Raw genomic sequence first — 26358 nt, forward strand, 5'->3', positions numbered from 1 at the left:
CCCGGGCCGGTGATCACGCGGGGCTGAGCAGCTCCGCGTGATGCCGCCCGGCCACGAGCGGATGGGCGCGCAGCTTGCCCTTCAGCTCGTTGAAGCCGTACTCGGCGAACAGCACGTTGGCGGGGTCGTCGGTCACTCCGGGCGCGGCGGAGGCGTGCGGGAAGGGCAGCGGCTCGACGCGGGCGTCCAGGCGCGGGTTGTAGAAGAACGGCACGGAGTACCGCTCGACCGCGCTCGGCGGCGACACCACCCGGTGGTTGGTGGCCAGGAGGTAGCCGTTGGTCGCGACCTCCAGCAGCTCTCCGAGGTTCACCACGAAGGCCCCGTCCAGCGGCGGCACGTCATGGAACAGCCCGTCCTCCCGCTGCACCTGGAGCCCGCCCACCCGGTCCTGGAGGAGCAGGGTCAGGAACCCGTAGTCCTTGTGGGCCCCCACCCCCTGACCGGCCCCGTCCCCCGCGCTCCCGGGGTACCGCACGAGCTTCAGGTGCGGATGCGCGCGCTCCCCGAAGACCGGGTCGTAGAAGTCCGCGGGCGCCCCGATGGCGTCGAGCAGTTCGTGCAGCAGCTTCTCGGCGACGGCGCTCAGCCGTTCGATCCAGGCGAGCGCGGCCGTGCGCAGCTCGGGCAGCCCGCCGGGCCACTGGTTGGGTCCCTGGAGCCACCAGTACGCGGGCTCGTCCGGTCCCGGCGTCCGCGCGGGCCGCTCCGCCCCGATGTCGAGCTGGTCCCGCCAGTCCTGCCGGCCGCCGGTCCGCTCGTCGCCGGTCCGCGTGTATCCGCGGAAGTGCGGCGAGTTCACGTTGTCGATCGCGAGCCGCTCGGCCTCGGGCAGTGCGAAGAAGGCCCGCATGGCGGTCAGCAGGTCCTCGGTCTCCCGCCGGCCGACGCCGTGGCCGACCAGCTGGAAGAAGCCCACGTCGTGTGCGGCGCTGTGCAGCTGCGCGTGCAGCAGCTTCCGCGCCTGGGGTCCGCGGTCGGCGGCGGAGAGGTCGATGATCGGCAGTTGCCGGTAGGACGGTTCGGCCGGGAGGTGGGTCACGCTCGTCATGGTGCGTCCGTGGGTGTACGGGGCCCGCGGCCGGCGTGGGGTGGGCCGGCCCATGGGTGCCAGGTGGGCAGAGACGGGGGGAACGCGGAATCCGCGGAGAGGCGGGGGAACGCGGGAACGCGGGCGGCGGTGAGAACCGCGGCGGGGGCCGGAAGGCTCAGCGGGAGCGTCGACAGCCCATGCTCGTGACGCGGACGTAGTCCACGTGGCGGCGTCGTACGAGCGAAAGCATGCCGCCAGAGTACTGCGCGACGGGAAATCCGTGCGTGGCCTGGATCACACGCCGAAGGACCTACGGGAACGAGGGTCGAAGGCGCCGACCCGTTCCGGACAAGGCGTGAACGCAGGCGACCCGCGAGTCTGGTCCTCTCCGAGGAGGGGCCGGCCGGACGTACCGGCGACTCGCGGGTCGGGTGACTGCGTTGGTCTGGCCGGCTGCGTGCATCGTGCACACGCGCGTCCGGCGCCGAACCGAGTACGACGACGGGCTGCTAGCCCGCAGTCACCTCTTCCGTCCGGTATCCATACATCTGCCGAACCACCTCCTTTCCGAAGTGCCGCCACTCTAGGAAGCCCGCCCGGCCGGCTCAACTGTTTTTCGGGACGGCGGCGACGCGGCCGGTCCTGGGGGCGGAATGGGCGGACCTGCGGCACCTGCCCCGGCGTGACCGGGGGGCGGTGCGACGATTCCCCGGCAATCTTGCGGGAATCATATGTGGGCTGCGTCACGTTCCAGTTCAATGAGGGCAAGTGAGCGAACCTGCAGGGGGTCCAGGTGAGTGCTTCCCGGCGTAGTGGGACCACCGACGAGCTGGGGCCGGACGAGCCCGAGCGGCCCGGTCGGCCGGGCGAGGACGGCCCGAAGCCCCCCGACGGCACGCCTGCCGCCGAGAACGCCCCGGTCGGCCCGGACGGCGCCGATCTGCTCGCCGCGCTGCTGGACGGCATGGACGCGGCGCTGTGCGCCTTCGACGGCGACGGGATCGTCACGCACTGGAACCGCGAGGCGGAACGCATCCTCGGCTGGAGCGCCGCCGAGGCCGTCGGCCGGCACGGCTTCGCCGGCTGGGCGGTGCGCGAGGCCGACGCCGCCGACATCGAGGGCCGGCTGCTGTCGGCCATGCACGCGCCGGGCCGCCAGGTGCACGAGTTCGCCCTGGTGACGAAGGACGGCGGCCGGGTCCTCGTGCGCACCCAGTCCGCCGCCGTGCCCGGCCCCGACGGCAAGCCCGCCGGGCTGTACTGCGCCTTCAGCGAGGTGCACGCCCAGATCGACCTGGAACGCTCCATCGCGCTCAGCGAGGCGCTCTTCGACGACGCCTCCTGGGGCGTCGTCCTGGTCGACGCCGACCTGCGCCCCGCCGTCGTCAACGCGCACGCCGCCCACGCCCTCGGCGCCGGACGCACGGCGGTCCTGGGCCGCCCGCTGGGCGAACTCCTCACCCGGGGTGTGGAGGAGCTGGAGAACGCGCTGACGCACGTCCTCGCCGAGGGCGCCCCGCCCGCACCCGCGGAGCTGTGGGTCGGGGTGCGCACCGCGGACGGCGAACGGCGGCGCTGCTGGCGCAGCGGCTTCCTCAGGCTGGCCTCGCCGCTCGCCGAGGAGCCGGTGCCGCTCGGGGTGGGCTGGATCTTCCAGGACGTCACGGAGGCCAAGCAGGGCGAGCAGGAGGCCTCGCAGCTGCGCTTCCGCGCCAACCAGCTGCACCGGGCGGCCCGCGCGGCCGCCGAGTGCGAGGACCCGTCCGAGGCGGCGACCGTCCATCTCGACTTCGCGCTGGCCGGGTTCGCCGACCACGCGCTGGTGGACCGGCTGATGGGCGGCGCGTCCGCCGATCCGGCGTCCGCCGGGCGGCTGCGGCTGATGCGGGTCGCGGCCACGCCGACGGGCGGTCCCGGCCCCAGCGTCCTCACCGGGCACGCGGGCCTGCCGCTGCGCTACGCCGAGGGCCACCCCGCGCTGCAGTGCGTCGCCCGGGCCGGTTCGGTGCGGGCGGGCGCGGGTTCGGCGCCGGCCGACGAGGCGCGGGAATGGGCCAGGGCCCGCCAGTGGCCGGAGGGCACGGTGCACGCCCTGTGCGCGGTGCTGCGCAGCCGTGGCCGCACCCTGGGCGTCGTGACGTTCCTGCGCGGCGCGGGCCGCTCCGCGTTCGAGCGCATCGACGCGACGTACGCCGAGGACGTCGCCGGCCGGATGGCGGCGGCCCTGGACCTGGCGGACCTGGCCGCCGCCGGGGCGGGGCGCGAGGCCCGGGCGGACACGGCCGGCGGCTGAACCCCCGCGCGCGGGCCGTGCGCCGCCCATGGGAAGTCAGCCGTAGAAGATCCGGTCCCGGTACTTCTCCATGATCCGGGCGTTCCAGTCGAGGCCGCCGTCGACGTTGCCGGAACGCAGCAGCGGCGGCTCGACGCCGCGCTCGGCGAGGGCGCCGGCCGCGGTGGCCATGACGGCCTGCAGGAGCGCCGAGGTGACCACGGTCGAGGCGGGGGCGAACGGCACGGGAACGGCGTCCAGGGTGAGCTCGGCGTCGCCGACCGCGATCTTCGAGTCCAGGACGAGGTCGCAGTGGTCCTTCAGGAACGTGCCGGAGACGTCGCGGGACCCCGTCCGTGCGGCGTAGGCGACCGACGTCACGCCGATGACCCGTACTCCCCGGGCGCGGGCCTCGCGGGCCATCTCCACCGGCAGCGCGTTGCGTCCGGACAGGGAGACGATGACGAGCGTGTCGCCCGCGCGCAGGGGCGAGTTGTCCAGGACGGCGCGCGCGAGGCCGTCGACGCGCTCCAGGGTGGAGCCGAGCGGGCCGGACGCGACCTCGACGCCGGGCACCTCGAGAAGGTTCATCAGGGCGAGGCCGCCCGCGCGGTAGACGACGTCCTGCGCGGCGAGCGCGGAGTGGCCGGCGCCGTAGGCGAAGAGCCGGCCGCCGGCGGCCACGGTGTCGGCGAGCAGCGCGCCGGCCGCCTCGACGGCGTCGGCCTCCTCGTCGCGGGCCCGCTGCAGCAGGGTGATCGCGGCGTCGAAGAACTGGGCGGCGAGCTTGCGGTCGCTCATCCGAGGGGCCCCTTTGCCGTGTCGGCGCCCGGGTGGGTGTCCGGGTCGCTGTCCAGGTGGATGTCCGTGCCGCGGATCACGGTGCGGTCTGGACCAGTGCGGTGTCAATACGGCGGGTGACGGCGCGGGTGACGGCGTTCGGCGGGGCCCGGGGCCCGGCTCCGCGCGGCGTCGCGCGTCCGGAGGCAACCGTCCGGTTTCGACGGCGCGGCACGCTTGTCAGTGGTATCCGGCAGAATTGGGTTCAGGGCCAGCGCACGCGCCGATGTGCCGTGGAGCCTTCGGCAGAGCTAATCGAGGGGCATCGATGTCCGGACTGATCGACACCACGGAGATGTATCTCCGCACCATCCTCGAGCTGGAGGAGGAAGGTGTGGTCCCCATGCGTGCCCGGATCGCCGAGCGCCTCGACCAGAGCGGGCCCACGGTCAGCCAGACGGTGGCGCGCATGGAGCGCGACGGCCTGGTCTCGGTCGCCAGCGACCGGCACCTGGAGCTGACGGACGAGGGCCGGCGGCTCGCCACGCGCGTCATGCGCAAGCACCGCCTGGCCGAGTGCCTGCTGGTCGACGTGATCGGCCTGGAGTGGGAGCAGGTGCACGCCGAGGCCTGCCGCTGGGAGCACGTGATGAGCGAGGCCGTCGAGCGACGCGTGCTGGAGCTGCTGCGGCACCCCACGGAGTCGCCGTACGGCAACCCGATCCCGGGTCTGGAGGAGCTGGGCGAGAAGGACGGCGCCGACCCGTTCCTGGACGCGGGCATGGTCTCGCTGGCCGACCTCGACCCCGGCGCGGAGGGCAAGACGGTCGTCGTGCGCCGGATCGGCGAGCCGATCCAGACGGACGCCCAGCTGATGTACACGCTGCGCCGCGCGGGCGTCCAGCCCGGCTCGGTGGTGAGCGTGACGGAGTCGGCGGGCGGGGTGCTGGTCGGCAGCGGCGGCGAGGCGGCCGAGCTGAAGGCGGAGGTCGCGTCCCACGTGTTCGTCGCCAAGCGCTGAGCCGAGCGCCGCAGCCGTCGAGGCGGCCGGGCGTGGCCGGGTGCGGCCGGTGATCGTCGCGCAAACGGCGACCTTTGGCCAACTCCTGAGACGTGTGGGGCAGTTGCGGCGTGGCGGCGATCTCGCCGAATCGGAGATCGCCTGTGTCGAATCGCAGCGCTTCGACGCATCCCGTGCCAGGCTGTCGCGTGAGGCATATGACCTGAGGGGGCGGGATGGTGTGCCGCGGAACAGCGGAGGGCCCCGGCGCCGTGCGGCGCCGGGGCCTGTCCTCCCCTGTGCTGACCCGGAGCCCCGAGCTCCCAGGGTCATTCCCCTCGGACCGTTTTCCCCGAGCGGTCCGCCTCCCGGTGAGAATCTCCCCTCGGCAGCGGGGATCATTCCCTGAGGACGGTCACTCGAACGAGCGGTGTTGTGCGCGGAGAGTGCAATTCTCGAAAGGGTATTCGATAGCCTGAGGTGATTGAAGGCAGTACGAAGGCATCGGCAGCGCAGCGGTACGACGGCTAGGGGGGTGCCAGGACGTATGGCGCGACGCATCGACGTGACCGGGGCGGGCGGCGTACGTCTGGCGGCCTGGGAGTTCGGCGACCCGCCCAAGGGGATCCCGACGCAGTCCACCGGCGGGCGGGAGGAGCGGACCGAGTCCGAGCAGCCCTCCGGCGTGCTGTTACTGCACGGCCTGATGGGCAGGGCCTCGCACTGGGCGTCCACCGCCCGCTGGCTCTCCGAACGGCACCGCGCGGTCGCCCTGGACCAGCGGGGCCACGGGCAGAGCGAGAAGCCGCCGCGGGCCGCCTTCACCCGCGAGGCCTACGTCGAGGACGCGGAGGCGGCCCTCGAGCAGCTCGGACTCGCCCCGGCCGTCCTCGTCGGGCACGCCATGGGAGCACTCACCGGATGGCAGCTCGCCGCCAAGCGTCCCGACCTGGTGCGCGGCCTCGTCGTCTGCGACATGCGGGCCTCCGCGCTCGGCGCGGCCTCGCAGCGCGAATGGGGCGACTGGTTCGCCTCCTGGCCCGTCCCCTTCGCCACGCTCGCCGACGTCCGCAAGTGGTTCGGCGAGGACGACCCCTGGGTGGAGCGCCCCAACCCCTCCCGGGGCGAGTTCTACGCCGAGGTGATGCAGGAGTCGTCCGACGGGTGGCGTCCCGTCTTCGAGCCCGAGCAGATGCTCAAGTCCCGCGAGACCTGGGTCTACGACGCGCACTGGGAGGAGCTGACGCAGGTCCGCTGCCCGGTTCTCGTCGTCCGCGGCCTCGACGGCGAGCTCGGCCGGGCCGAGGCCCAGGAGATGGTCCGGGTACTGCCCCGCGGCGAGTACGCCGAGGTGCCCGACGCGGGGCACCTCGTCCACTACGACCAGCCGGAGGGGTGGCGCGCGGCCATCGAGCCGTTCCTGGACGCCGTGCTCGCCGAGTCGGGCTGACCGCGCCGCCGCCCGCGGCCTCCCGCCGTCAGCCCTTGCTCACGGCCGTCAGGATCTCCGGCAGGCGCGACGCGGTGCGCGGCGCCGCCAGCCGCAGGCCCAGCAGCGTGACGGCCGCGCCGTAGGCCGTACCGCCCGGCAGCAGCAGCCAGGTCCACGCGTCGCCGCCCTCGGTGACGTGCAGCCAGATCGTCACCGTGAGGACGGGCGCGCACAGCAGTGCGGCCGAGACCATCCCGCCGAAGATCGCGATCCAGGCGAGGCCGGCCTGACCGGGGGCGACGTTCTTGTACCCCTCCTGAGGGATCGAGTAGGGGAAGCGCGCCGAGGTCCAGGCGCCCGTCGCCAGCATCGCGCCGAGCAGCGCGAACGACAGGCCGAGCGCCTCGGGGAGCTTCGGCCAGTCGCCGAGCATCGCCGTGGTCAGCACGGTCACCAGCGTCGCGTAGGGCAGCGTGATCGTCAGCAGGGCCAGCGCACGCGCGCGCAGCTCCTCGTAGGCGTCCCGGCGTGAGGAGATGGTCATCGCCACCATCCAGAACGCCGAGGTGTCCTGCCCGAACTGGTTGTACATCTGGATGCCGAGCATGCCCGCGGCGAAGCAGGCGAAGTAGATCGAGCCGGTGCCCTGAAGCGCGTTGAAGACGGGCACGATCAACCCGATGGCCAGCGAGGTCACCCACGCGGCCTTCGTCTTCGGGTCGCGCCAGACGTAGCGCAGGGTGCGTTCCATCACCGTGCCGGTACGCCCGCCGGGCAGCAGCCGCACCAGCCCCGCCGAGTTGCGCCGCTCGCGCGCGGCCGGCTCGGCGGCCTGCAGGGTGGAGCCGTCCGGCGAGGTCATCAGCCGCGTCAGGGTGCGCGACCACGCCGCCACCAGCAGCACCAGCGCCACCCCGCTCACGGCGAGCTGCGCCGCGGCGACCCCGTAGGCGCCCTCGCTCACCGAGTCGACCGCGCCGAGCGCCGAGGCGGGCGGCAGCCACCGCAGCACGTCCCCGACCGGTTCGAGCTGCCCCAGCCCGGACGTGCCGAGCCGCTGCGCCCCGAAGTTCACCGCCTGCGCCCCGATCGCGATCACCAGGCCGCTCAGCACCGCCAGATCGCGTCCCTTGCGGCTGCTCAGCAGCCGGATGTTGGCGGCGGCCACCGCTCGCGCGAACGCCACGCACACCAGCAGCGCCAGCGCGACGGCGAGCACCCCGACCGCCCAGGCGGCCGCCCCGTGCGCCACGGAGATCACCGACCCCGCCAGCAGCAGCAGCGTGAACAGCGGTCCGATGCCCACCAGTGAGGCCGCCAGCAGCGCCCGCACCAGTGGACGGGGCCGCAGCGGCAGCATCACCAGCCGGGTCGGGTCCAGCGTCTCGTCGCCGCCGGGGAAGAACAGCGGCATCACCGCCCACCCGAGCCCCAGCACCGCCACCAGCAGCACGACCAGGGAGACCGCGTGGTCGTGCCCCCGCAACGCGATCAGCCCGAGCAGCTGCAACGCGGCGAACAGCAGGGTGACGACGGCGGAGGCGACATACGCGGCCCGCCGCCCGCCCGACTGCCGCAGCCCGTTGCGCAGCAGCGACAGCTTCAGCCGTACGACGGTGGCGACGAGGTCCGCAGCGGAGGCGCCCGGGGCCGGGGCGGTCGCGGCCGGGGCCGGTGCGGGGGTCGGCTCGCTCACCGGGCCGCCCCGCCGCCCAGCCAGTCGAGGTCGGAGCCGGTGTCCCGGCCCTGCGCCCCGACGAGTTCGAGGAACGCCTGCTGCAACGAGGGCGCCCGGCCGCGCACCTCCTCCAGCGTGCCGTGCGCGCGGATCCGCCCCGCCGCCATCACCGCCACCCAGTCGCACAGCGACTCCACGAGCTCCATGACGTGTGAGGAGAAGACGACCGTCGCCCCGGACGCCGTGTACCGCTCCAGCACACCCCGGATGATCTGCGCGGAGACCGGATCGACGCCCTCGAACGGCTCGTCGAGGAAGAGCACTTCGGGGTTGTGGAGCAGAGCGGCGGCGAGGCCGATCTTCTTGCGCATGCCGGTCGAGTAGTCGACCACGAGCTTGTGCTGGGCGCCGGCCAGATCGAGGACGTCGAGCAGCTGTGCGGCCCGCTTGTCGACCTCGGCGCCCGGCAGTCCCCGCAACCGCCCGCTGTAGCCGAGCAGTTCACGTCCCGACAGCCGCTCGAACAGCCGCAGCCCCTCCGGCAGCACCCCGATCCGGGCCTTCACCTCGACCGGGTCCTGCCACACGTCGCGCCCGGCGATCTCGACCGACCCCTGGTCGGGCCGCAGCAGCCCGGTCACCATGGACAACGTCGTCGTCTTACCCGCCCCGTTGGGGCCGACGAGGCCGATGAACTTCCCCGAGGGCAGGTCGAGATCGATCCCGGCGACGGCGACTTGCTGACCGAACCGCTTCCACAGGTTGCGTACGCGTACGGACGTCATGCCCGAACCCTACGGTGGGCGGGGGCGGCCGAGCAGGGGCGGGAGGCCGCGGGCTACCGGTCCCGTCCGCAGGCGTATGCGAGCGGCGAGATCAGCTCCTCCGCGTCCGGCAGCCAGCGGTTCGCTGCCGTCGGCCGGCAGGCCCACTGCACGGCCCCGCGGGATCCGAACCGGGTGGGCGGCGCGGCGACGTACGTGCCGTCCCCGAGCGTCACCAGGTCGAGGGCGGCGGGCGACCAGCCCAGCTTGCGCACCAGGTCCGGCACCTTCGCCGAGGCGCCCGGCAGCACGAAGAACTGCATCCGGCGGTCGGGCGTCAACGTGACCGGACCGAGCGTCAGTTCCATCCGCTCCATCCGCGCCAGCGCGAGGAACCCGGCCGTCTCCGGCACGGAGATCGCGTCGAACGCCCGCCCGGTCGGCAGCAGGATCGAGGCGTTCGGCTGGTTCTGCCACATCCGGCGTGCGACGGTCGCGCTGCCGGTGGCCTGCGTCGCCCAGTCGGGCCGGGTGGCGTGCGCGCCCGGAGCCTCGCAGGCCGCTTCGCCGCAGGAGCAGCGCTGCATCCCGCCGACGGCTTCCAGCCAAGCGCCCGGGAACACGTCCCAATGACGCTCCTCGGCGTAGCGAACAGCGGTCTCGAGCAGCGATTCCCCGCGCTGCTTCGGGATTTGAGTGGCGTCGGCGCCCGCGATGGTCTCTTCCACGATGAACACAACTCTAGCGGTCACCAGGGGTTACGCCCGCCAGAATGCGCGGGGGAGGAGCATCGATTCCGCGTCCGGGGCGCATGGGTGCATCGATGGGGGCGCGCGGGAGGAACGGGCGCGGGAACGGGTAACCAGGGTGAGGGGGGCGGCTTCCGCCAGTAACCCGGCAATTCCCGTATTGCTCGGCAAACATCAGCAATCCGCTCATGCCTCGCATTTTCGGTGCGACCGTGGGGCATCGATCTTCTCGGCCGGAACTTTTCGGTGGAAGACACGTCAACCGGTGTGTGGGCAGGCACCCGCCGCCCCGGTCACCGCAGCCACAGGGGGTAGTGCCCATGGCCGCAAGGCCGCTAGTCGCGCGGCAGCCGAACGAACGGCTGCAGGCGCTCATCCAGGAGGCGGCGTGCTCGAACGCCGGGCTCGCCCGCCGCGTCAACATGTGCGGCGCCGAACACGGCCTCGACCTGCGCTACGACAAGACGTCCGTGGCGCGCTGGCTGCGCGGACAGCAGCCGCGGGGGCGCGCCCCGGCGATCATCGCGGAGGCGCTGGGCCGCAAGCTCGGCCGCACGGTCACGATCGACGAGATCGGCATGGCCAACGGCAAGAACCTCGCCTCGGGCGTGGGCCTCCAGTTCTCGCCGACGGTACTGGGGGCCATCGAGCAGGTCTGCGAGCTGTGGCGCAGCGACGTGGGCCGGCGGGACTTCCTTTCCGGTTCGTCCGTGGCCGCCTCGGCGCTGGTCGAGCCGAGCCGTGACTGGCTGATCTCCTCGCCCGACGCGCAGGTGGCGCGGTCCGCGGGGCCCCGGGTGGGGCTGTCCGACGTGGCGGCCGTCAAGGCCATGACGCAGGCCCTGGTCGACCTCGACCACCAGTACGGCAGCGGCCATGTGCGCCCGGTCGTCGTGCACTACCTCAACAGCGTCGTCTCCGGGCTCCTCGCGGGCTCCTACCGGGAGGCCGTGGGCCGCGAACTCTTCGCCGCGGTCGCGAGGCTGACGGAGCTCGCCGGGTACATGGCCGTCGACACCGGCCAACCCGGCCTCGCCCAGCGCTACTACATCCAGGCCCTGCGGCTGGCCCAGGCGGCGGGCGACCGGGGATACGGCGGATACGTGCTCGCGGCCTCCATGAGCCATCTCGCGGCACAGCTCGGAAACCCGCGCGAGATCGCGCAGTTGGCGCGGGCCGCGCAGGAAGGCGCGCGGGGCCGGGTGACACCGCGCGCGGAGGCGATGTTCCTCGCCGCGGAGGCCCGCGGACACGCCCTGCTGGGCGACGTCCGGAGCACGCAGGCGGCGGCCGGACGGGCGGTGTCCGCGCTGGACGCCGCCGACCCGTCCGCCGGGGACGACCCGACGTGGATCGCGCACTTCGACGAGGCCTATCTGGCCGACGAGTTGGCGCACTGCCACCGCGACCTCGGCCAGCCCGAGGCGGCGGCGCGCTGCGCCGAGGAGTCCCTGGCCGGGCATCCGCCGGGCCGTGCGCGCCGGCGCGCGATCGGCTACGTGCTCCTCGCCACCGCACAGGTGCAGCAACGCGAGATCGAGCAGGCCTGCAACACAGGTATGAAAGCGGTCGAGTTGCTGGAGACGCTCCGCTCCAACCGGGGCGCGGAGTACCTCGACGACCTCCAGCAGCGGCTGGAGCCGTTCCGCGACGAATCGGTGGTAAGGGAGTTCGGAGCGCGGCTGGAGCTGCAGACCGCGGCGTGAACGAGGGCGTGAACACGGGGTCGCCGCCGCATGAACACACGGGAAAAGGCCAGGTCGCGCACGGGAGGCGTCGAACAGGGCGCGCGGCGCGCCGGATCCGTGACGGACGTCACCGGCGGCCCCGGGGGAGGGAGATCACGTTCTCGAGCTGCGTGGCACGGGGTTCCGGGGACCCGGTAGCGTGAACCGACGATTCCGAAGGTCCCCCATCAGCAGGAGTCCCGGTGACGCAGAGTGGACAGGGCGAGGAGCCCTCGGCGCAGCCCGCGCGCGAAGGCATCGTGCTGCCCTCCGACGGCGGGGAGCCCCTGCTGCCGGGAATGACGCCGGACGTGCGACGCCCGTCGGCCCGGCCGCGGCCGCAGCCGGGCGCGGCGCCTGCGCCCCACCCCGGCGGGTACGAAGCCGGGCCGTACGGACAGCCTGCGGAGGGCCGGGCCTACGACCGGGCGGAGGGACAGCAGCCCTACGGCCACCAGCCGCAGCAGCCGCAGCAGCCGCACCAGCCGTACGGGCAGCCCGACGGGCAGCAGCTCTACGGGCAGCCCGACGGGCAGCAGCCGTACGGATCGCAGGGCTACGGACCGCCGGACTACGGGCAGCAGCCGGACTACGGGCAGCCGGCGGCCGGTGGACAGACCTGGGAGCAGCCCTGGGGCGCGGACCAGCAGTCGCCGGCGCAGCAGCCGGACCAGGGCTGGCCGCTGCCCCCGGACCAGGCACCGCCGCAGCACCGGCCCGAGCAGCACCGGGCGCAGCAGCAGAACCAGTGGGGCGCCCCGCAGCAGGACCCCTGGGACGGCGGCCGGCAGACCGGCGCCGGCCCGCTCCCGCCCGAGAGCGCACCGGATCCGGCCGCCCCGGCGTACGGCCAGGGCAGACCCGGCGCACCCCTGCCGCCGGTCGCGGCCGCCCCCGCCCCGGCCGACGAGGGCGCCACGCAGTACATACCGCCGGTCGCGGCCGTGCCCGTCGACGAGGGCGCCACCCAGTACCTGCCGCCGGTCCCGGCCGTGCCCGCCGACGAGGGCGCCACCCAGTACATACCGCCCGTGGTGCCGGGCGCGCTGCCGCCCGAAGTCCCGGCCGAGTCGACCCACTTTCTCGGCCGCACGCCGCAGAATCCGGGCCCCCGGCACCCGCAGGGCGCTCCCGGCCCGGTGCCGGGCGGGCATCCCGACGCCGAGGCCACCCAGTACATCCCGCCCGTCGCCGCACAGGACGGCGGTGACCGCCAGCAGCCGCCCGCCGGGTTCGAGAGCCTCTTCCGCGACGAGCCGGCCGGCGACGGACCGGCCGGCTCGACCCAGCTGCTGCCGCGTTTCGACGAGCCCGACGCCCCCGTGCACGTCGGCGGTCCGGGCCACGGCGGCGGTCCCGCCGCCCGGTCCGGCTACGCCCGGCCCTCGTACGCCCAGCCCTCGTACGCCGAGCCCTCCTACGCCCCGCCCGGCGACCCGTCTGCGGGCGGCCGGAGAGGGACGCGGGACGACGGCGGCGGCGGCCGGCGCGGCCGGGGAGACGGCACCGGCTCACGGGTGCCGTTGTTCGCGGCGATCGGCGTGGCGCTCGCGGTCGTCGGCGTCGCCGCGGGCGCGCTGCTCGGCGGCGGGGGCTCGGACAAGGGCGACGACAACAAGACGGTGGCCGCGTCGGCGCCGGTGACCGGTCAGTCCGGCTCGGCGTCCTCGGACGGGGCCCGGGGACAGGCCGCGGAACTGGACAAGCTGCTGGCGGACAGCGGCAGCAGCCGGGCCAGCGTGATCAGCGCGGTCGCCGACGTCAAGGCGTGCGGCGACCTCGCCCGGGCGGCCACGGATCTGCGGGACGCGGCGAAGCAGCGCACCGACCTGGTCACCCGGCTGTCCGCGCTGAAGGTCGACCGGCTCCAGGACCACGCCGCGCTGACCGCCGCGCTCACCAAGGCGTGGCAGGCGTCCGCGTCCGCCGACGACCACTACGCGGCCTGGGCCGACCAGGTCGCCGGGAACAAGAAGAAGAACTGCAAGAGGGGCTCGGCCCGCACCACCGGCGAGACGCAGGCCGGCAACCGGGCGAGCGGCACCGCGAGCGCGCAGAAGGCGCAGGCCGCGAAGCTGTGGAACGCGATCGCCCGCAAGTACGGACTGACCGAGCGCCAGCCCACCCAGCTCTGAGCCGCATCTCGCCCCGGGGCGGGACTCCTCAGTCCACGTGCGCCTTCTCCAGGGTTCCCGTCACGTCGACGAAACCCCGCTCGGCGGCCACCAGACGTCCCTTGCGCACGGTCTGCAGGGTGACGTCGGCGTTGACCAGGCGGGGGAAGCCGATGGAGGCGAGGCGGTCGGTGAACCGCCAGCGCAGGTTCGGCGTGAGCCCGCCGGTGTCGACCTGCAGTCCGTTGTCCAGTGCGTGCCGCACGGTGTCGGCGGTCACCGGGCCGCCGTCCAGTGACTCCACGGCCTGCCGGAGCACGTTGTAGGCGATCCAGGTGGTCTGCACGCCCGTGTCGGCCGGGTCGACGCGGGTGTCGGAGAACGCCTGCTCGCTGATCACCTTCTTCATCGGGGCCCAGGCGGGGTCGCTCGCCACCGGGTACCAGCCGGTGATGTACGCCCCTTCGAACGGTCCCGAACCGGCGCCCGCGGCGTTGATCACCGTCTGGTCGACGCTGCCGAGGATGGTGGCGGTGCGCACGCCGGGGTAGTCCTCGCGGCTGCGCCGGAAGGAGTCCATGAAGGTGCCGGTGCGGTCCCCGAGCGCGGTCACCACGCATCCCCGGCCCTTGCGGCCCTTCTCGGACCGGCTCTCGCCCTTGGTCGCCGTCCTCAGGGCGTTCTCGGCCTGGGCCGCGTACTCGGTGGCGTCCTCCGGGGCCGGCTGGTCCGCGGACGCGTCGTGGCCGCCCGCCGTCAGCCCGGCGTCGAGCATCACGGGCAGGGAGTCGCCCGCGATGGTGTCGGGGCGGACGAGGGAGACCCGGCCGCACTGCGGGGCCAGTTCCTTGCCGAGACCCGCGAGGAGACTCGAGCGGCCTCCGTTGACGGGGTAGGACAGGGGGCTGGTGAACTCGGCGTTCGTCACGCCGAAGCCCCCTATGTACGGGATGCCGGCGCCCTCCAGATGCGGGAAGAAGGCGTCGGAGTGCTGGCTGTAGGAGCCGACCACGGCGACTGCGCCCTCTTTGACGGCCCGCCGGGCGCACTGCGCGGCGGCGACGGTGTCGTCGCGGTCGTTGCAGGTCAGCACCTTGAGGTCGCGGCCGCCCAGGCCGCCGTTCGCGTTGAGCCAGCGGGCGTAGGCGCGGGCGAAGGCGGGCATTCCGGGTTTGTTGGTCGCGGACGTCCCCTCGGGGGCCCAGGTCATCACGATGATCGGGCCGTCCCCGGAGCCCTCGGCGGTGCCGGGGACCACCCCGCAGGCGACCGCGAGCGACGCGCAGGCGGCGAGGGCCCCCGCGGACAGGGCCCTCGCGGACACGGTTCTCGCGGACGGGGTTCCCGCTCTGGCGGACCTGGTGAAGCGGAGCGATCGGGGGAGGAAGGTGCTTCGCGTGGACGTGCGTCGCCTGCCGGTCATGGACACGCACGATTCCGTCACATGGCCAACCTCGGCGTGACCCTCGTTCAACGCTGGGTGACCGGCAGGTGAATTGCGGGGGTCCGTGACGCTCGTGAGGCGCGGAAACGTACGATCGGTGACCGTGCAAGGTTCGGAGAACTCTTCCCGTCGCGGCCGTCGCTCCCCCACCATGGGCGGCATGCCACTCAACGACATGCCGTGGTGGCGCTGGCGCAGCAATGTGCGCTCCGCGCTGCACATGCTCTCCGATCCGGCGTTCCAGCAGAACGTCTGGCTGGCCGGCGTCGAGGGGTACGGGGACGTCACCGACGCCGTGTACCGCCTCGTCGAGGACACCTGGCTCGACAACTGGTCCGCCGAGAAGTACGTCGGCACGATCTTCCGCGACTCGCAGGAGGCCGCCCTCGTCGACACCGCGGTGCTGCGGGTCCTGCGGATCATGCACCAGGTCGGGCCGGACGCCCCGGTCTCCGCTTACGTCGACAACCAGGGCTGGCCGGACGCGGTGCGGGCGGCGCGGGACGCGCACGTGCGGATGGCGGCGAGCGACGGGGACGACCCGGACGCGCCGCCCCGCACCCTCGAGGTTCTCCGGATCATGACGCGGGCGGCGTAGCCGCGGCGGCGGGCGCCGCCGGCCCGCTCCGACCCGGGTGCTCCGGCATGAGTCCTGCGGTCCGGAGGCTTCGTCCTGCGTGCTCCGGTCCGCATGTCTTGATCTGCGCGTTCCGGTCCGCGGAACGATTGCCAAGGGCGGGAGGCGGTGTGCGACCCTGTCGGGCATGAACGCGCAGCCCGCCCGAGCCGCGGCGACCCCCGCCGACCAGTACGTCCTCACCCTGTCGTGTCCCGACAAGCAGGGCATCGTGCACGCCGTGTCGAGCTACCTCTTCATGACCGGCTGCAACATCGAGGACAGCCAGCAGTTCGGCGACCACGACACGGGGCTGTTCTTCCTGCGCGTGCACTTCTCGGCAGAGCCCCCGGTGACGGTGGACAAGCTGCGGGCGAGCTTCGCGGCGATCGGCGACTCGTTCCACATGGACTGGCAGATCAACCGAGCCGACGAGAAGATGCGCATCGTCCTCATGGTCAGCAAGTTCGGGCACTGTCTGAACGACCTGCTGTTCCGCGCCAGCATCGGCGCGCTGCCGGTGGAGATCGCGGCCGTGGTGTCCAACCACACCGACTTCGCCGAGCTGGTGGGCTCGTACAACATTCCCTTCCACCACATTCCGGTGACGAAGGAGAACAAGCAGCAGGCCGAGACGCAGCTGCTGGAGCTGGTCCGGGACCAGGACGTCGAACTCGTCGTCCTGGCGCGCTACATGCAGGTCCTCTCCGACGACCTGTGCAAGCAGCTCAGCGGCCGGATCATCAACATCCACCACTCGTTCCTGCCGAGCTTCAAGGGCGCGAAGCCGTACCACCAGGCACACGCGCGGGGCGTGAAGCTGATCGGGGCGACGGCGCACTATGTGACCGCCGACCTCGACGAGGGGCCGATCATCGAGCAGGAGGTCGAGCGGGTCGGGCACGGCGTCACACCGGACCAGCTCGTCGCGATCGGACGGGACGTGGAGTGCCAGGCACTGGCGCGAGCCGTCAAGTGGCACGCGGAGCGCCGGATCCTGCTCAACGGGCGGCGGACGGTCGTCTTCCCCTAGAGGGCCCGTGAAGATCTCGGCGGGGACGCCGCGGGGGCGCTGCCGCCGTGCCCCCGCTACATCCGGCTGAGGCTCGCCGCCGCGAACAGCACGTCCCTGATCGCGTCCCGGTCGCCGACCTGTCCCGCCGCGGCCTCCTCCGGAGACACGTGGCCGGCCGCCAGCCGGCAGAACTCCACGTCGTCCATGGCCACGTGGGCCACCTCGTCGTCGGCGGGGACCGCCGCGCCGCCGGGGCCCCCGGGTCCGGGCGGGACCGCCGGCGCGGGGGAGTCCAGCGGGATCAGCCACTGGCCGCCGCCCGAGCCCTCGATCTCCAGGCGCAGACTGCGGCCGGGCCGGCCGGCGGCCATCAGGCGGCGGGTGCGGGCAGGCGAGGCGAGTCCGGCGCGACGGCGGGCGGCGAGCGTCTCCGGCAGCATCCGCGCGGCCAGGTCGATCATGCCGTGGAGGTGGCGCGGCGCGGGTGGCGCGTAGGGGTAGTCGACGGCTTCCGCGATGTCCTCGGCGTGCACCCAGCACTCGAAGGCCCGGTCCAGCATCGCGTCCTGCAGGGGGAGTTCGAAGCCGCCGTACGACACCGGCGTGCCGCCGGGGCCCGGGCCGGTGAAGGACACCGTGCGCACCAGGGCGTGGGTCTGCTCGCGCCACGGGCCGCGCACCGAGCGGGTGGGCGGGAAGTGCGCGCCTGCCCAGAGGGCCTCGGTGCGCTGGGCCGGCGTCCGCGTCCCGCTCTTCGGCACGCCCGTCGCGTCCGGCCGGCCCGTGGCGTCGCCCGTGTCCGGGTCCAGGGGGTCGTCCAGGCCCAGGGCGACGGCGATCAGCCCGTCGACCGCCAGCAGGTGGGCGATGACCCCGGCGACGGTGGTCCGGCGGCTGGTCGCGCTCTCGCCGCGGAACCAGCGCAGCCGTACGGGCGCGTGCCACTCGGCGTCCCCGAAGTCCTGGAGCAGGGCGTCCAGTCGCGCGGTCTCGGCGTCGTACGACGCCGCCCAGTCGGGCACCGGGACATGCGGCGGACGTCGCTCCAGGCAGCCTTCGAGGACGCGGGTGCGCAGGGCGGGGTCGAGGTCGAGGGACTCCGAGCGGTGGAGCAGCCCGACGGCCTCGCGCAGTCGCCGCGCCTCGTCCGCGCACGCGCCGCAGTCGCCGAGGTGCACCTCGACGGCGTCCGTCTCCTCGGCCGAGCAGGCGGCGAGCGCCCATGCGCCGAGCAGCGACTTGAGGATCGGATGCTCGAGCCTGACCGGTTGCCGTCCGGCCGGCTCCTCCAGGGCGGGCAGCGGCCTCCCGCCGTCCTCCACGGAGACGCGGGGCAGCGGGATGCGAGGGGCGTGCGGGGGCGCGGCCTCGGCGCTCGGCTCTCCGGCCGCGCCGCCTGCGCTCTCCGCGTCCGGTGTGTTCCCCACGTTCTGCGTGCTCCCCGTGCCGCTGCCCGTGCCCGTCTTCTCCGTGCCGTCGGTGCCTTCCGCTTCCCCGCCCCCGTCCCTGTTTCCGCCCCCGCCCCCGTCCCCGTGCTTGTCCCGGTCCTTGCCGTAGGCGTTCTCGTCCTCGCCGCCGTGCGGCTGGACGCCGTCCAGGCCGTCCGCGTCGCTCACGCCGCACCTCCGTAGCCCGGGGGCGCTCCGGGGGCCGCGGTGTCGTGGGCGGTGGAGAGAAGTTGCAGGCCGAGGCGGAGCCTGCGGCGGGCCTCGTCCTCGGTGACGCCGAGGTCGGCCGCGGTCTGGCGGTAGTCGCGGCGCTGGAAGTAGGCCAGCTCCAGGGCGGCGCGCAGCGGGGCCGGCATGGCCTGGACGATGTAGTCGGCGCGGGCGGCGACGGAGGCGTGCCGCACCCTGCGCTCGAGTTCCTCGGTCGCCTCGGCGGAACCGTGGCCCGTCTCGGCCAGCGCGGCGGTCTCGGTGGCGCGCAGCCGCTGCACGGCGAGACGGTGGGTCACCGTGGCGACCCAGGTGCGCAGCGGGCCCTGTCCGGGGTCGTAGGCGTCCGGGTGTTCCCAGAGGTGGGCGAAGACCTCGCGGGTGACGCCGTCCGCCGCCCGTTCGTCTTCGAGCACACGGTGGGCGAGACCGTGCACGAGTGAAGCGAACCGGTCGTAGAGCTCGCCGAGGGCGGCCGCCTCACCGCGCGCGAGCCGCTGCTGCATCCTGCGGTCCCAGCGGGGCGGTGCGTCCCTCTTCGCCATGCGTCCCCCTCACCCGTGCGCGTCCTGTACCTGCGTGCTCGTGTCCGTGATCGTGTTCAGCGTGCGTCCGTCGTCACCTCGAATGTAGTCGGCAGGCAGGACGACGCACGCCCCTTTGTTTCAATGTGCGCCCCCTGTCCGCGTGAGGGTGGTATGGGCCCGCACCTACCCGACAGACATGGATCGAACCGGACCGCATATGACAGAAACAAGCCTCTTTCTCTCGGTTTCTGTTTTTGCTTCGGCGTTTCGGGGCACGGCCGCTGGGCAGCCGCGCTGCAAGGAAGCGAAGGAAAAGCTTCCGTTTACTGCGGACCCAGGGCCGGCGACAGCGAGCGAAAGGCGTGGTGGTGGCCTTCAAAGTGACCAGCGGCGAGCAGGGCGGATGGGCCGTGCTCCGGGTGTCGGGCGAGCTGGACCTGGTGACGTCGCCGGTGCTGCGGCAGCGGGTGCACGACGAGGTGGCCGAGGGCCGCCACAGTCTCGTCCTCGACCTCTCCGACGTGTACTTCTGCGACTCCAGCGGAGTCGGCGTGCTCATCGCGGCCCGCCGCCTCATCCGCTCCTGCCGGGGACGGCTGCGGCTGATCCTCCCCGCGCGCGGTGCGGCCGAGGGCTCCCACGTCAACCGGGTGCTGGGCGCGCTCGGCGTGCGCCGCCTCTTCGACGTGTACGCCGATCTCGCGGACGCGCTGGACGAGGGGACGGAACCGCTGTCGGCGTGAAGCCGCCGTTTCGCCACACGTTCGTCCCGAATCGCCCCCGGTCCGGGCACAGGCGTCCCCTTCCCGCCGCCCGGACGCCGTCCGCGTCGTACGCTCCCTGCCGGAGGCACTCTTCGCAGCGCCTGCCACCGCATCTCCCACAGCACCTCCGCGACGACGTAAGGCGGCCCGAGAAGACATGGTCAACAGCGAGTACGAACGCAGGATCGCCGCCCGGTTCGCCACCTTCGACCAGGACGGCAACGGCTACATCGACCGTGCGGACTTCGCCGCGGCCGCCAAGGCGGTCCTCGCCGAGTTCGGCGTCGCCGCCCGCTCCGACAAGGGGCAGGCCGTCTACGCGGGAGCCGAGGCGTTCTGGCAGGGCATGGCCGGCATCGCCGACCGCGACGGCGACCAGCGCATCACCCGCGAGGAGTTCGTGACCGGCGCGGTCAAGCGACTGCGCGACAACCCGGAGCGGTTCGCCGAGATCGCCCGCCCCTTCCTGCACGCGGCGCTCGACGTGGCCGACGCCGACGGCGACGGCCGAGCGACGGTGGAGGACACCGTGCGGGTGCTCCGCGCCCTCGGCGCGCCCGAGGAGGTCGCCCGGGGAGCCGCCGCGGTGCTGGACGCCGACGCCGACGGCAAGGTCGGCGAGGCGGAGATCGTCCCGGCGTTCGCCCGCTACTTCACGGTCCCCGAGTAGCGTTCGCGCAGCTTGTACTTGAGGACCTTGCGGAGCGTGTCGTTGCGCGGCAGGGCGTCCACCAGCTCCAGCTGCTCGGGCAGCTTGTGCACGGAGAGTCCCGCCGCGCGCAGATGCGCCGTGACCGACTCCAGGGTCAGCGCCTCCGCCCCGGGAGGCTGTTCGACGACCGCGCACACCCGCTCCCCGCGCTCGGCGTCGGGCAGCCCGATCACGGCGACGTCCCCGACGCCGGGATGGGCGGCCAGCAGGTCCTCGATCTCCTTGGCGGAGACGTTCTCCCCCTTGCGGATGATGACGTCCTTCAGCCGTCCGGTGAGCACCAGGTGCCCGCTGCCGGTCAGCCGCCCGAGGTCGCCCGTGCGCAGGAAGCCGTCCGCGTCGAACGCCTCGGCGCTCTGGCCGGGATCCAGGTAGCCCCGGCACACGGCCTCGCCGCGCAGCCGCACCTCCCCGTCTTCGGCGACGCGTATCTCCATGCCCTTGGGCGGCCGTCCCTCCGTCGTCGCGAGGTTCTCCGCCGTGTCGTCCGGCGCGCCCATGGTGATCATCGGCACCTCGGTCATCCCGTAGCCGTGGGTGAGCTGCACGCCCATCTCGCGCACGACGGCGTGGTACACCTCCGGAGGCTTGGGCGCGCCGCCGCCCGCGAGCAGCCGCAGCGTCGGGATCACGGGAACGCCCGGCTGTCTGCGCTGCTCGGCGAGGAACATCGAGTAGAAGGCCGTCGACCCGCCCGCCACCGTCACACCGTGCCGCCGGTACTCCTCCAGCGCGTCCGGCAGCGCGAAGTGCTCGAACATCACCGCCGGGAAGCCGTAGAGCAGCAGCATGACGGTGTAGTCGGGGCCGGCGATGTGGGCGTACGGGAAGGCCATGGAGCCGACGTCGTCCGCCGTGAGGCGCAGCGCGTGGGCGAGGCAGGAGCCGCCCGCGATCAGCGAACGGTCGGTGTGCAGGACGCCCTTGGGGTCGGACGTGGTGCCCGAGGTCCAGTAGATCCAGCGGACCGAGCCGCCCTCGGCGGGCGGGGCGGGGAGCCCTGCGGGATCGCCCTCGGGCAGGTCGTCGTAGGCCTCGAAGACGCCCTTCGCGCCGAGCCGCCGGGCCATCTCGGTGTGGTCGAAGCCGCGCCAGACGCCCGGCGTGGCGAAGAACTCCGCCTTCGACTCGCGCAGCGCGAAGCCGACCTCGCGGTCGCGGTAGAAGGGGATCACCGGGGTCTGCACGGCCCCGAGGCGCGCCAGGGCGAAGGAGAGCACGGCCGTCTCGAGGCGGGTCGGCAGCTGCCAGGCGACGACGGTGCCGGGGCGTACGCCCATGTCGTGGAGCCCGGCCGCCGTCCGTTCGGCGCGCTCGCGCAGCTCGCTGAAGGTCAGGGAGCGGTCGCCCTGAAGGAGGACCCGGCGGCCGGGGGTGAGGTCGGCGCGGCGGGCGAGCAGCTCCCAGAGGGTGCGGGAGGCGCTCAGCCGGTGTGCGGTGTCGGTGTCGTTCACGTCGGCCCCCTGACGTAGCTGACGGACAGTCAGATCTGGGCAGAGCGTAGGGCCGGTCGCCTTGTCGGTCCAGGGGGTGCGGGCTAGCCTGCAGGGGAGAGCAGATCTGACGACCCATCAGATGACGCGCCGGGCCGTCCACCGGACCGCCGCGTTCCGCCAGGCGGAGGGGAATCCATGAGCACCGAACTGCCGCGCATCGTCAGCGTGGACGACCATGTGATCGAGCCCGCGCACCTCTTCGCCACCTGGCTGCCGAAGAAGTACCGGGACCGGGGACCGCAGCCCCTCACCGCCGGGATCGGCGAGCTCGCCTACGTCGCCGGGAAGTACCGGATCACGATGGACCCGGACGGCCCGCCCACCGACTGGTGGATCTACGAGGACCTGAAGTTCCCGTACAAGCGCAACATCGCCGCCGTCGGCTTCGACCGCGACGAGATGACCCTGGAAGGCATCACCCGCGCGGAGATGCGGCGCGGCTGCTGGGACCCGAAGGCCCGGCTGGCGGACATGGACCTCAACCACGTCGAGGCCTCGCTGTGCTTCCCGTCCTTCCCGCGCTTCTGCGGGCAGACCTTCGCCGAGGCGCACGACAAGGAGGTCGCGCTCGCCTGCGTGCGCGCCTACAACGACTGGATGGTCGAGGAGTGGTGCGGCGGCAGCGGCGGCCGGCTGATCCCGCTGTGCCTGATCCCCCTGTGGGACGTCGGCCTGGCGGTCGCCGAGATCCGGCGCAACGCGGCCCGCGGGGTGCGCGCCGTGACGTTCTCCGAGATCCCGAGCCACCTCGGGCTGCCGTCGATCCACTCGGGCTACTGGGACCCGTTCTTCGCCGTGTGCGAGGAGACGGGCACGGTCGTCAACATGCACATCGGCTCGTCCTCGCAGATGCCGGCCGCCTCACCCGACGCGCCCCCGGCCGTCCAGGCGTCCCTGTCGTTCAACAACGCGATGGCCTCGATGATGGACTACCTCTTCAGCGGCGTCTTGGTGCGGTTCCCGCGCCTCAAGCTGGCCTACTCCGAGGGACAGATGGGGTGGATCCCGTACGCCCTGGAACGCGCCGACGACGTCTGGGAGGAGCACCGCGCGTGGGGCGGCGTGCGCGACCTCGTCCCCGAGCCGCCGTCGACCTACTACTACCGGCAGATCTTCTGCTGCTTCTTCCGCGACAAGCACGGCGTGGCGTCCCTGGACGCGGTGGGCCGCGACAACGCGACCTTCGAGACCGACTACCCGCACGTGGACTCCACCTTCCCGCACACCAAGGAGGTCGCCCTCGACCACGTCAAGGGCCTCGACGACGAGACGGTCTACAAGCTGATGCGCGGCAACGCGATCCGCATGCTGGACCTGGACCTCGACAAGTAGCCGGTACGGACCCGGGCAGGGATCAGGACCAGGCAGGGGGATCAGGACATGGACCTCTCGGACAGCCCCGAGGACGCGGAGTTCCGGGCCCGGCTGCGGGAGTGGCTGGGCAAGGTGCTGCCCACGCTCCCACCGAAGCCGTCGCCGGACGACTGGCCGGGCCGCCGCGCCTACGACCTCGGCTGGCAGCGGGCGCTGCACGACGCCGGATACGCCGACGTGCACTGGCAGGCCTCGCCGGGCGTCCGCCTGATCTTCCTGGAGGAGACCGAGAAGGCGGGCGCGCCGTACGTGGGCGCGGGCTTCGTCGGGCTGCTGCACGCCGGCCCGACGATCGCCGCCGAGGGGACGGCCGAGCAGCGGGCCCGCTGGCTGCCGCCCATCCTGCGCGGCGAGGAGGTGTGGTGCCAGGGCTTCAGCGAGCCCGACGCCGGGTCCGATCTCGCGGCGCTGCGCACGCGCGCGTGGCGCGACGGCGACGCCTACGTGGTGAGCGGGTCCAAGATCTGGACCTCGCACGCGGAAGTCGCCGACTGGTGCGAGCTGTTGGTCCGCACCGATCCGGACGCGCCGAAGCACCGGGGCATCAGCTGGCTGGCCATGCCCATGGACGCGCCGGGCGTGACGGTCCGGCCGCTGCGCACCCTCGCCGGGACCGCCGAGTTCGCCGAGGTGTTCCTCGACGAGGTGCGGGTGCCGGTCGGCAACCGGGTGGGGGCCGAGAACGACGGCTGGCGCGTCACGATGGTGACGCTGTCCTTCGAACGCGGCACCGCCTTCGTCGGCGAGGTCGTCGCCTGCCGGCGGGTGCTGGGCGAAATCGCGCGCCGGGCCCGGCGCACCGGACGCTGGGACGACCCCGTCCTGCGGCGCCGGCTGGGGTCCCTCAACGCCGAGTTCCGGGCGCTGTGGCGGCTGACGCAGTGGAACGTGAGCGCGGCGGAGGCCGCGCACGGCGGGGTGCCCGGCGTCGGCGGCTCGGTGTTCAAACTGCGGTACTCGCAGGCGCGCCAGGAGCTGTACGACGCCGCCGCCGAGGTCCTGGGCGACGCCGCCCTGGACGCCGACCGGCCGTGGACGGCCGACCGGCTCTCGTCGCTGTCGTACACCATCGCGGCCGGCACCTCGCAGATCCAGCGCGACATCGTGGCCGAGCGGATCCTGGGTCTGCCGAAGGGGAGGTGAACGGTCCGTGCGTTTTCGACTGACGGAGGACCAGCGGGCGCTGCGCGCCGGGGTGCGGGAGCTGCTGGCGCGCCGGTTCGACCGGGTGGCGCTGCGGGCGGCCGTGGACCGGCCGGGCGTGCTGGACCGGGCCCTGTGGCGGGAGCTGGGCGCGGCCGGATTCTTCGCGCTGCGGCTGCCGGAGGCGGACGGCGGGGTCGGACTCGGGCTGCCCGAGGCGGTGCTGGTCTTCGAGGAGGCGGGCCGGGTGCTGCTGCCGGGCCCGTTGGCGGCCACGCACCTGGCGGCCGGGCGTGTGCCGGGCGCGGCCGAGGGCGAGACGGTCGTGGCGGCCGCCGACGGCGGCGGGCTGGTGGAATGGCTGGCGCAGGCGGACGTCGTGCTCGGCGACGTCGAAGAGGCCGTGCCCCTGCGGTCGGTGGACCCGCTGACGCCGCTGCACGCCGTGCCCGCGCGCGGGAGCGCCGATCCCGCCGCCGTCCTCCTCACCGCGGCGGAGCAGCTCGGCACCGCCACACGCGCGTGCGAACTGGCGGTGCAACACGCCCGGGCGCGGGAGCAGTTCGGACGGCCGATCGGGGGCTTCCAGGCGATCAAGCATCTCTGCGCGGAGCTGCTCGTGCGGGTCGAGACGGCCCGTGCCGCCGTCTACGCGGCCGCCGTCACCGCCGACCCCGCCGACATCGCGGCGGCCCGGCTGCTGGCCGACGAGGCTGCCGTGCGCGGCGCGCGCGACTGTCTCCAGGTGCACGGCGGCATGGGGTTCACCTGGGAGGCGGACGTCCACCTGCTGCTGAAACGGGCCTGGGTGCGCACCCGGCGTGCGGGCGGTGTCACGGAGAGTGAGGAGCTGCTCGCGGCCGATCTGCTGGCCGAGGCGGACCGTTAGCGGTTCCCGCCTGCGCGGACGGGCGGGGTGACGGGCGGTCGGCCGCCCGGGTGTCGCGGATCGTGGCATACCGGAATCACGGAGCGTTGATATCGGGTTGTGTCCGATGCGTGACCCGTCACGGCCCGGAGTCGGCGGGCCGCTCCGGTACCTTCTGTGGGATGCGAGTGGTTCCGAGCATGAGCCATGCCGGCGGTGCCCCTGGGGCGATGCCGGATCCGGCGGTGCGCGCCGCCGCTCGCTGGGCGGACGGGCGTATGGCCCCCGCCTGTTCGACTCCCCGCAACGAGCGTCGCACAGTATGCCGCACGGGTACTCCTTCGCGCTGGAATATGCCCGAAGCGCTTGTTGGGGTGACTGTACGTCAACCAAGCTGTCTCGTAAGGGATTCACGTTCCGTCACCCTGCCTCTGACCGTTGTTCTGGTCATGCAGAAAATGGCTACGATCGTGGCCCCCGTCGTCATGGCGCACACGCGATCAGCGTGGCCGGCGTGGCGTACGGCCATGTGTCCGCCGGTTCGGATGGTGTGAGCGGTGCAGGTGCTTCAAGTGCAGCTGGAGATCCGGCCCGACCCCGCTGAGGTGGGGCGCGCCCGCAGGTGGGCCCGTTCGCGCCTCGTCGGGTCCGGGATAGGGGACGAGGAGCCGCTCGCCGAGACGTTGATCCTGCTCGTCTCCGAGCTGGTCACCAACGCCGTGGTGCACACCGGCTGTCCGGCCGTGCTGCGGCTCTCCCTGCCGGGCGGGGCGGTCGGGCCGTCCATCGTCCGGCTGGAGGTGGCCGACTCCAGCGACCGGGCCCCGGTGCCCCGCTGCGCGGGCGACGAGGCGACCGGCGGGCGCGGCCTGGCCCTGGTCGACGGACTCGCGGACCGCTGGGGATGGAGCGTCGAGGGCGCGGGCAAGCGCATCTGGTGCGAGCTGGACCGCTGTGCGGCCCCGGCCGAGGTCTCGGTGGACCGGGGCGGCGCGGCCGAGTGCGCAGGCATGGCCGACCGTGCGGCGGGCGTTCGGAAGGAGCCCCGGCCGGCCTACGGCGGACTGGCCTACGAGGCGGTCTGACGGGTCGGCCGGCGGGTGCACGGCGCACAGGTGCGGAAGCCCCGGCAGTCGTGGGGCGCGGGCGCGGAAAGCGCTGCCGGTCCGGGCCGGCCGCGGGATCGGTGCGC

The 26358-nt window shown here is 73.5% G+C and carries 22 protein-coding genes; 13 read left to right on the forward strand and 9 right to left on the reverse strand.

Annotation, left to right across the window (positions count from 1 at the left end; genetic code table 11):
- Positions 1-13 precede the first annotated feature (13 nt).
- On the reverse strand, positions 14-1051 hold the full coding sequence (locus tag ACH4ZA_RS07070) for an isopenicillin N synthase family dioxygenase (RefSeq protein WP_398428375.1): 1038 nt from the start codon (positions 1049-1051) through the stop codon (positions 14-16).
- A 775-nt stretch (positions 1052-1826) separates the two neighbouring features.
- Between ACH4ZA_RS07070 and ACH4ZA_RS07075 the strand changes: the two genes are divergently transcribed.
- Positions 1827-3326, forward strand: a complete 1500-nt coding sequence (locus ACH4ZA_RS07075; RefSeq protein ID WP_319276052.1) for a PAS domain-containing protein — start codon at positions 1827-1829, stop codon at positions 3324-3326.
- Positions 3327-3362: 36 nt separating this feature from the next.
- On the opposite strand, the gene ACH4ZA_RS07080 is transcribed toward ACH4ZA_RS07075, so the two are convergent.
- Positions 3363-4106: an SIS domain-containing protein gene (locus ACH4ZA_RS07080; protein WP_319276053.1), complete on the reverse strand. Its 744-nt coding sequence runs from the start codon at positions 4104-4106 to the stop codon at positions 3363-3365.
- A 307-nt stretch (positions 4107-4413) separates the two neighbouring features.
- On the opposite strand from ACH4ZA_RS07080, the gene ACH4ZA_RS07085 reads away from it, so the two are divergent.
- Complete coding sequence (locus ACH4ZA_RS07085; RefSeq protein ID WP_319276054.1) at positions 4414-5106, forward strand: metal-dependent transcriptional regulator; 693 nt, start codon at positions 4414-4416, stop codon at positions 5104-5106.
- A gap of 526 nt (positions 5107-5632) precedes the next feature.
- The gene (locus ACH4ZA_RS07090) at positions 5633-6535 is read left to right on the forward strand and encodes an alpha/beta hydrolase (protein ID WP_319276055.1); all 903 of its coding nucleotides are present in this window, start codon (positions 5633-5635) and stop codon (positions 6533-6535) included.
- Between the two features lie 28 nt (positions 6536-6563).
- Here the strand turns inward: ACH4ZA_RS07090 and ACH4ZA_RS07095 are convergent, their stop codons facing one another.
- Genes ACH4ZA_RS07095 through ACH4ZA_RS07105 form a run of 3 tightly spaced genes read right to left on the reverse strand, consistent with a single transcriptional unit; the run spans position 6564 to position 9696 of the window.
- On the reverse strand, positions 6564-8213 hold the full coding sequence (locus ACH4ZA_RS07095; protein WP_398428378.1) for a transporter: 1650 nt from the start codon (positions 8211-8213) through the stop codon (positions 6564-6566).
- Positions 8210-8980: an ABC transporter ATP-binding protein gene (locus tag ACH4ZA_RS07100; protein ID WP_319276056.1), complete on the reverse strand. Its 771-nt coding sequence runs from the start codon at positions 8978-8980 to the stop codon at positions 8210-8212. Before ACH4ZA_RS07100 ends, ACH4ZA_RS07095 begins: the two co-directional genes overlap by 4 nt.
- A gap of 53 nt (positions 8981-9033) precedes the next feature.
- Entirely contained in the window at positions 9034-9696 is a 663-nt protein-coding gene (locus ACH4ZA_RS07105; RefSeq protein WP_319276350.1) for a bifunctional DNA primase/polymerase, read from the reverse strand.
- Between the two features lie 332 nt (positions 9697-10028).
- Between ACH4ZA_RS07105 and ACH4ZA_RS07110 the strand changes: the two genes are divergently transcribed.
- Positions 10029-11414, forward strand: a complete 1386-nt coding sequence (locus ACH4ZA_RS07110; RefSeq protein ID WP_319276057.1) for a transcriptional regulator — start codon at positions 10029-10031, stop codon at positions 11412-11414.
- Between the two features lie 224 nt (positions 11415-11638).
- A complete protein-coding gene (locus ACH4ZA_RS07115; protein WP_398428380.1) occupies positions 11639-13570 on the forward strand; it encodes a hypothetical protein in 1932 nt (643 codons plus the stop codon).
- A 28-nt stretch (positions 13571-13598) separates the two neighbouring features.
- Here the strand turns inward: ACH4ZA_RS07115 and ACH4ZA_RS07120 are convergent, their stop codons facing one another.
- Positions 13599-14972, reverse strand: coding sequence for an ABC transporter substrate-binding protein (locus ACH4ZA_RS07120; RefSeq protein WP_398428381.1), 1374 nt, complete (start codon positions 14970-14972; stop codon positions 13599-13601).
- A 118-nt stretch (positions 14973-15090) separates the two neighbouring features.
- Between ACH4ZA_RS07120 and ACH4ZA_RS07125 the strand changes: the two genes are divergently transcribed.
- Positions 15091-15591, forward strand: coding sequence for a hypothetical protein (locus ACH4ZA_RS07125; RefSeq protein WP_079041271.1), 501 nt, complete (start codon positions 15091-15093; stop codon positions 15589-15591).
- Between the two features lie 166 nt (positions 15592-15757).
- Complete coding sequence (gene purU / locus ACH4ZA_RS07130) at positions 15758-16642, forward strand: formyltetrahydrofolate deformylase (RefSeq protein ID WP_319276060.1); 885 nt, start codon at positions 15758-15760, stop codon at positions 16640-16642.
- Positions 16643-16698: 56 nt separating this feature from the next.
- Here the strand turns inward: purU and ACH4ZA_RS07135 are convergent, their stop codons facing one another.
- Complete coding sequence (locus tag ACH4ZA_RS07135) at positions 16699-18240, reverse strand: maleylpyruvate isomerase N-terminal domain-containing protein (protein WP_398428384.1); 1542 nt, start codon at positions 18238-18240, stop codon at positions 16699-16701.
- Positions 18237-18827, reverse strand: a complete 591-nt coding sequence (locus ACH4ZA_RS07140) for a sigma-70 family RNA polymerase sigma factor (protein WP_319276062.1) — start codon at positions 18825-18827, stop codon at positions 18237-18239. Before ACH4ZA_RS07140 ends, ACH4ZA_RS07135 begins: the two co-directional genes overlap by 4 nt.
- A gap of 344 nt (positions 18828-19171) precedes the next feature.
- On the opposite strand from ACH4ZA_RS07140, the gene ACH4ZA_RS07145 reads away from it, so the two are divergent.
- Both ACH4ZA_RS07145 and ACH4ZA_RS07150 read left to right on the forward strand, forming a co-directional pair.
- On the forward strand, positions 19172-19552 hold the full coding sequence (locus ACH4ZA_RS07145) for an STAS domain-containing protein (RefSeq protein WP_319276063.1): 381 nt from the start codon (positions 19172-19174) through the stop codon (positions 19550-19552).
- Positions 19553-19730: 178 nt separating this feature from the next.
- Entirely contained in the window at positions 19731-20243 is a 513-nt protein-coding gene (locus ACH4ZA_RS07150; protein ID WP_319276064.1) for an EF-hand domain-containing protein, read from the forward strand.
- On the opposite strand, the gene ACH4ZA_RS07155 is transcribed toward ACH4ZA_RS07150, so the two are convergent.
- Positions 20222-21739, reverse strand: a complete 1518-nt coding sequence (locus ACH4ZA_RS07155; protein WP_398428385.1) for a class I adenylate-forming enzyme family protein — start codon at positions 21737-21739, stop codon at positions 20222-20224. The two genes, ACH4ZA_RS07150 and ACH4ZA_RS07155, sit on opposite strands and share 22 nt — an antisense overlap.
- 177 nt (positions 21740-21916) lie before the next feature.
- Here ACH4ZA_RS07155 and ACH4ZA_RS07160 point away from each other — a divergent pair, with 177 nt between their 5' ends.
- From ACH4ZA_RS07160 to ACH4ZA_RS07175, 4 genes are all read left to right on the forward strand, one after another.
- A complete protein-coding gene (locus tag ACH4ZA_RS07160; RefSeq protein ID WP_319276066.1) occupies positions 21917-23113 on the forward strand; it encodes an amidohydrolase family protein in 1197 nt (398 codons plus the stop codon).
- 48 nt (positions 23114-23161) lie between these two features.
- The gene (locus ACH4ZA_RS07165; RefSeq protein ID WP_319276067.1) at positions 23162-24298 is read left to right on the forward strand and encodes an acyl-CoA dehydrogenase family protein; all 1137 of its coding nucleotides are present in this window, start codon (positions 23162-23164) and stop codon (positions 24296-24298) included.
- Positions 24299-24305: 7 nt separating this feature from the next.
- The gene (locus ACH4ZA_RS07170) at positions 24306-25187 is read left to right on the forward strand and encodes an acyl-CoA dehydrogenase family protein (RefSeq protein WP_398428386.1); all 882 of its coding nucleotides are present in this window, start codon (positions 24306-24308) and stop codon (positions 25185-25187) included.
- 551 nt (positions 25188-25738) lie between these two features.
- Positions 25739-26251, forward strand: coding sequence for an ATP-binding protein (locus ACH4ZA_RS07175; RefSeq protein WP_398428561.1), 513 nt, complete (start codon positions 25739-25741; stop codon positions 26249-26251).
- Positions 26252-26358 lie beyond the last annotated feature (107 nt).

The organism is Streptomyces sp. NPDC020597 (genome assembly GCF_044335095.1).
In the GTDB taxonomy this organism is placed as follows: domain Bacteria; phylum Actinomycetota; class Actinomycetes; order Streptomycetales; family Streptomycetaceae; genus Streptomyces.

Excerpts from the sequence above, each read along its gene's own strand:
- purU (WP_319276060.1), top strand. The coding sequence starts at position 15,758 with ATGAACGCGCAGCCCGCCCGAGCCGCGGCGACCCCCGCCGACCAGTAC.
- ACH4ZA_RS07150 (WP_319276064.1), top strand. The coding sequence starts at position 19,731 with ATGGTCAACAGCGAGTACGAACGCAGGATCGCCGCCCGGTTCGCCACC.
- ACH4ZA_RS07120 (WP_398428381.1), bottom strand. The coding sequence starts at position 14,972 with ATGACCGGCAGGCGACGCACGTCCACGCGAAGCACCTTCCTCCCCCGA.
- ACH4ZA_RS07085 (WP_319276054.1), top strand. The coding sequence starts at position 4,414 with ATGTCCGGACTGATCGACACCACGGAGATGTATCTCCGCACCATCCTC.
- ACH4ZA_RS07080 (WP_319276053.1), bottom strand. The coding sequence starts at position 4,106 with ATGAGCGACCGCAAGCTCGCCGCCCAGTTCTTCGACGCCGCGATCACC.
- ACH4ZA_RS07140 (WP_319276062.1), bottom strand. The coding sequence starts at position 18,827 with ATGGCGAAGAGGGACGCACCGCCCCGCTGGGACCGCAGGATGCAGCAG.
- ACH4ZA_RS07160 (WP_319276066.1), top strand. The coding sequence starts at position 21,917 with ATGAGCACCGAACTGCCGCGCATCGTCAGCGTGGACGACCATGTGATC.
- ACH4ZA_RS07100 (WP_319276056.1), bottom strand. The coding sequence starts at position 8,980 with ATGACGTCCGTACGCGTACGCAACCTGTGGAAGCGGTTCGGTCAGCAA.
- ACH4ZA_RS07165 (WP_319276067.1), top strand. The coding sequence starts at position 23,162 with ATGGACCTCTCGGACAGCCCCGAGGACGCGGAGTTCCGGGCCCGGCTG.
- ACH4ZA_RS07070 (WP_398428375.1), bottom strand. The coding sequence starts at position 1,051 with ATGACGAGCGTGACCCACCTCCCGGCCGAACCGTCCTACCGGCAACTG.
- ACH4ZA_RS07090 (WP_319276055.1), top strand. The coding sequence starts at position 5,633 with ATGGCGCGACGCATCGACGTGACCGGGGCGGGCGGCGTACGTCTGGCG.
- ACH4ZA_RS07110 (WP_319276057.1), top strand. The coding sequence starts at position 10,029 with ATGGCCGCAAGGCCGCTAGTCGCGCGGCAGCCGAACGAACGGCTGCAG.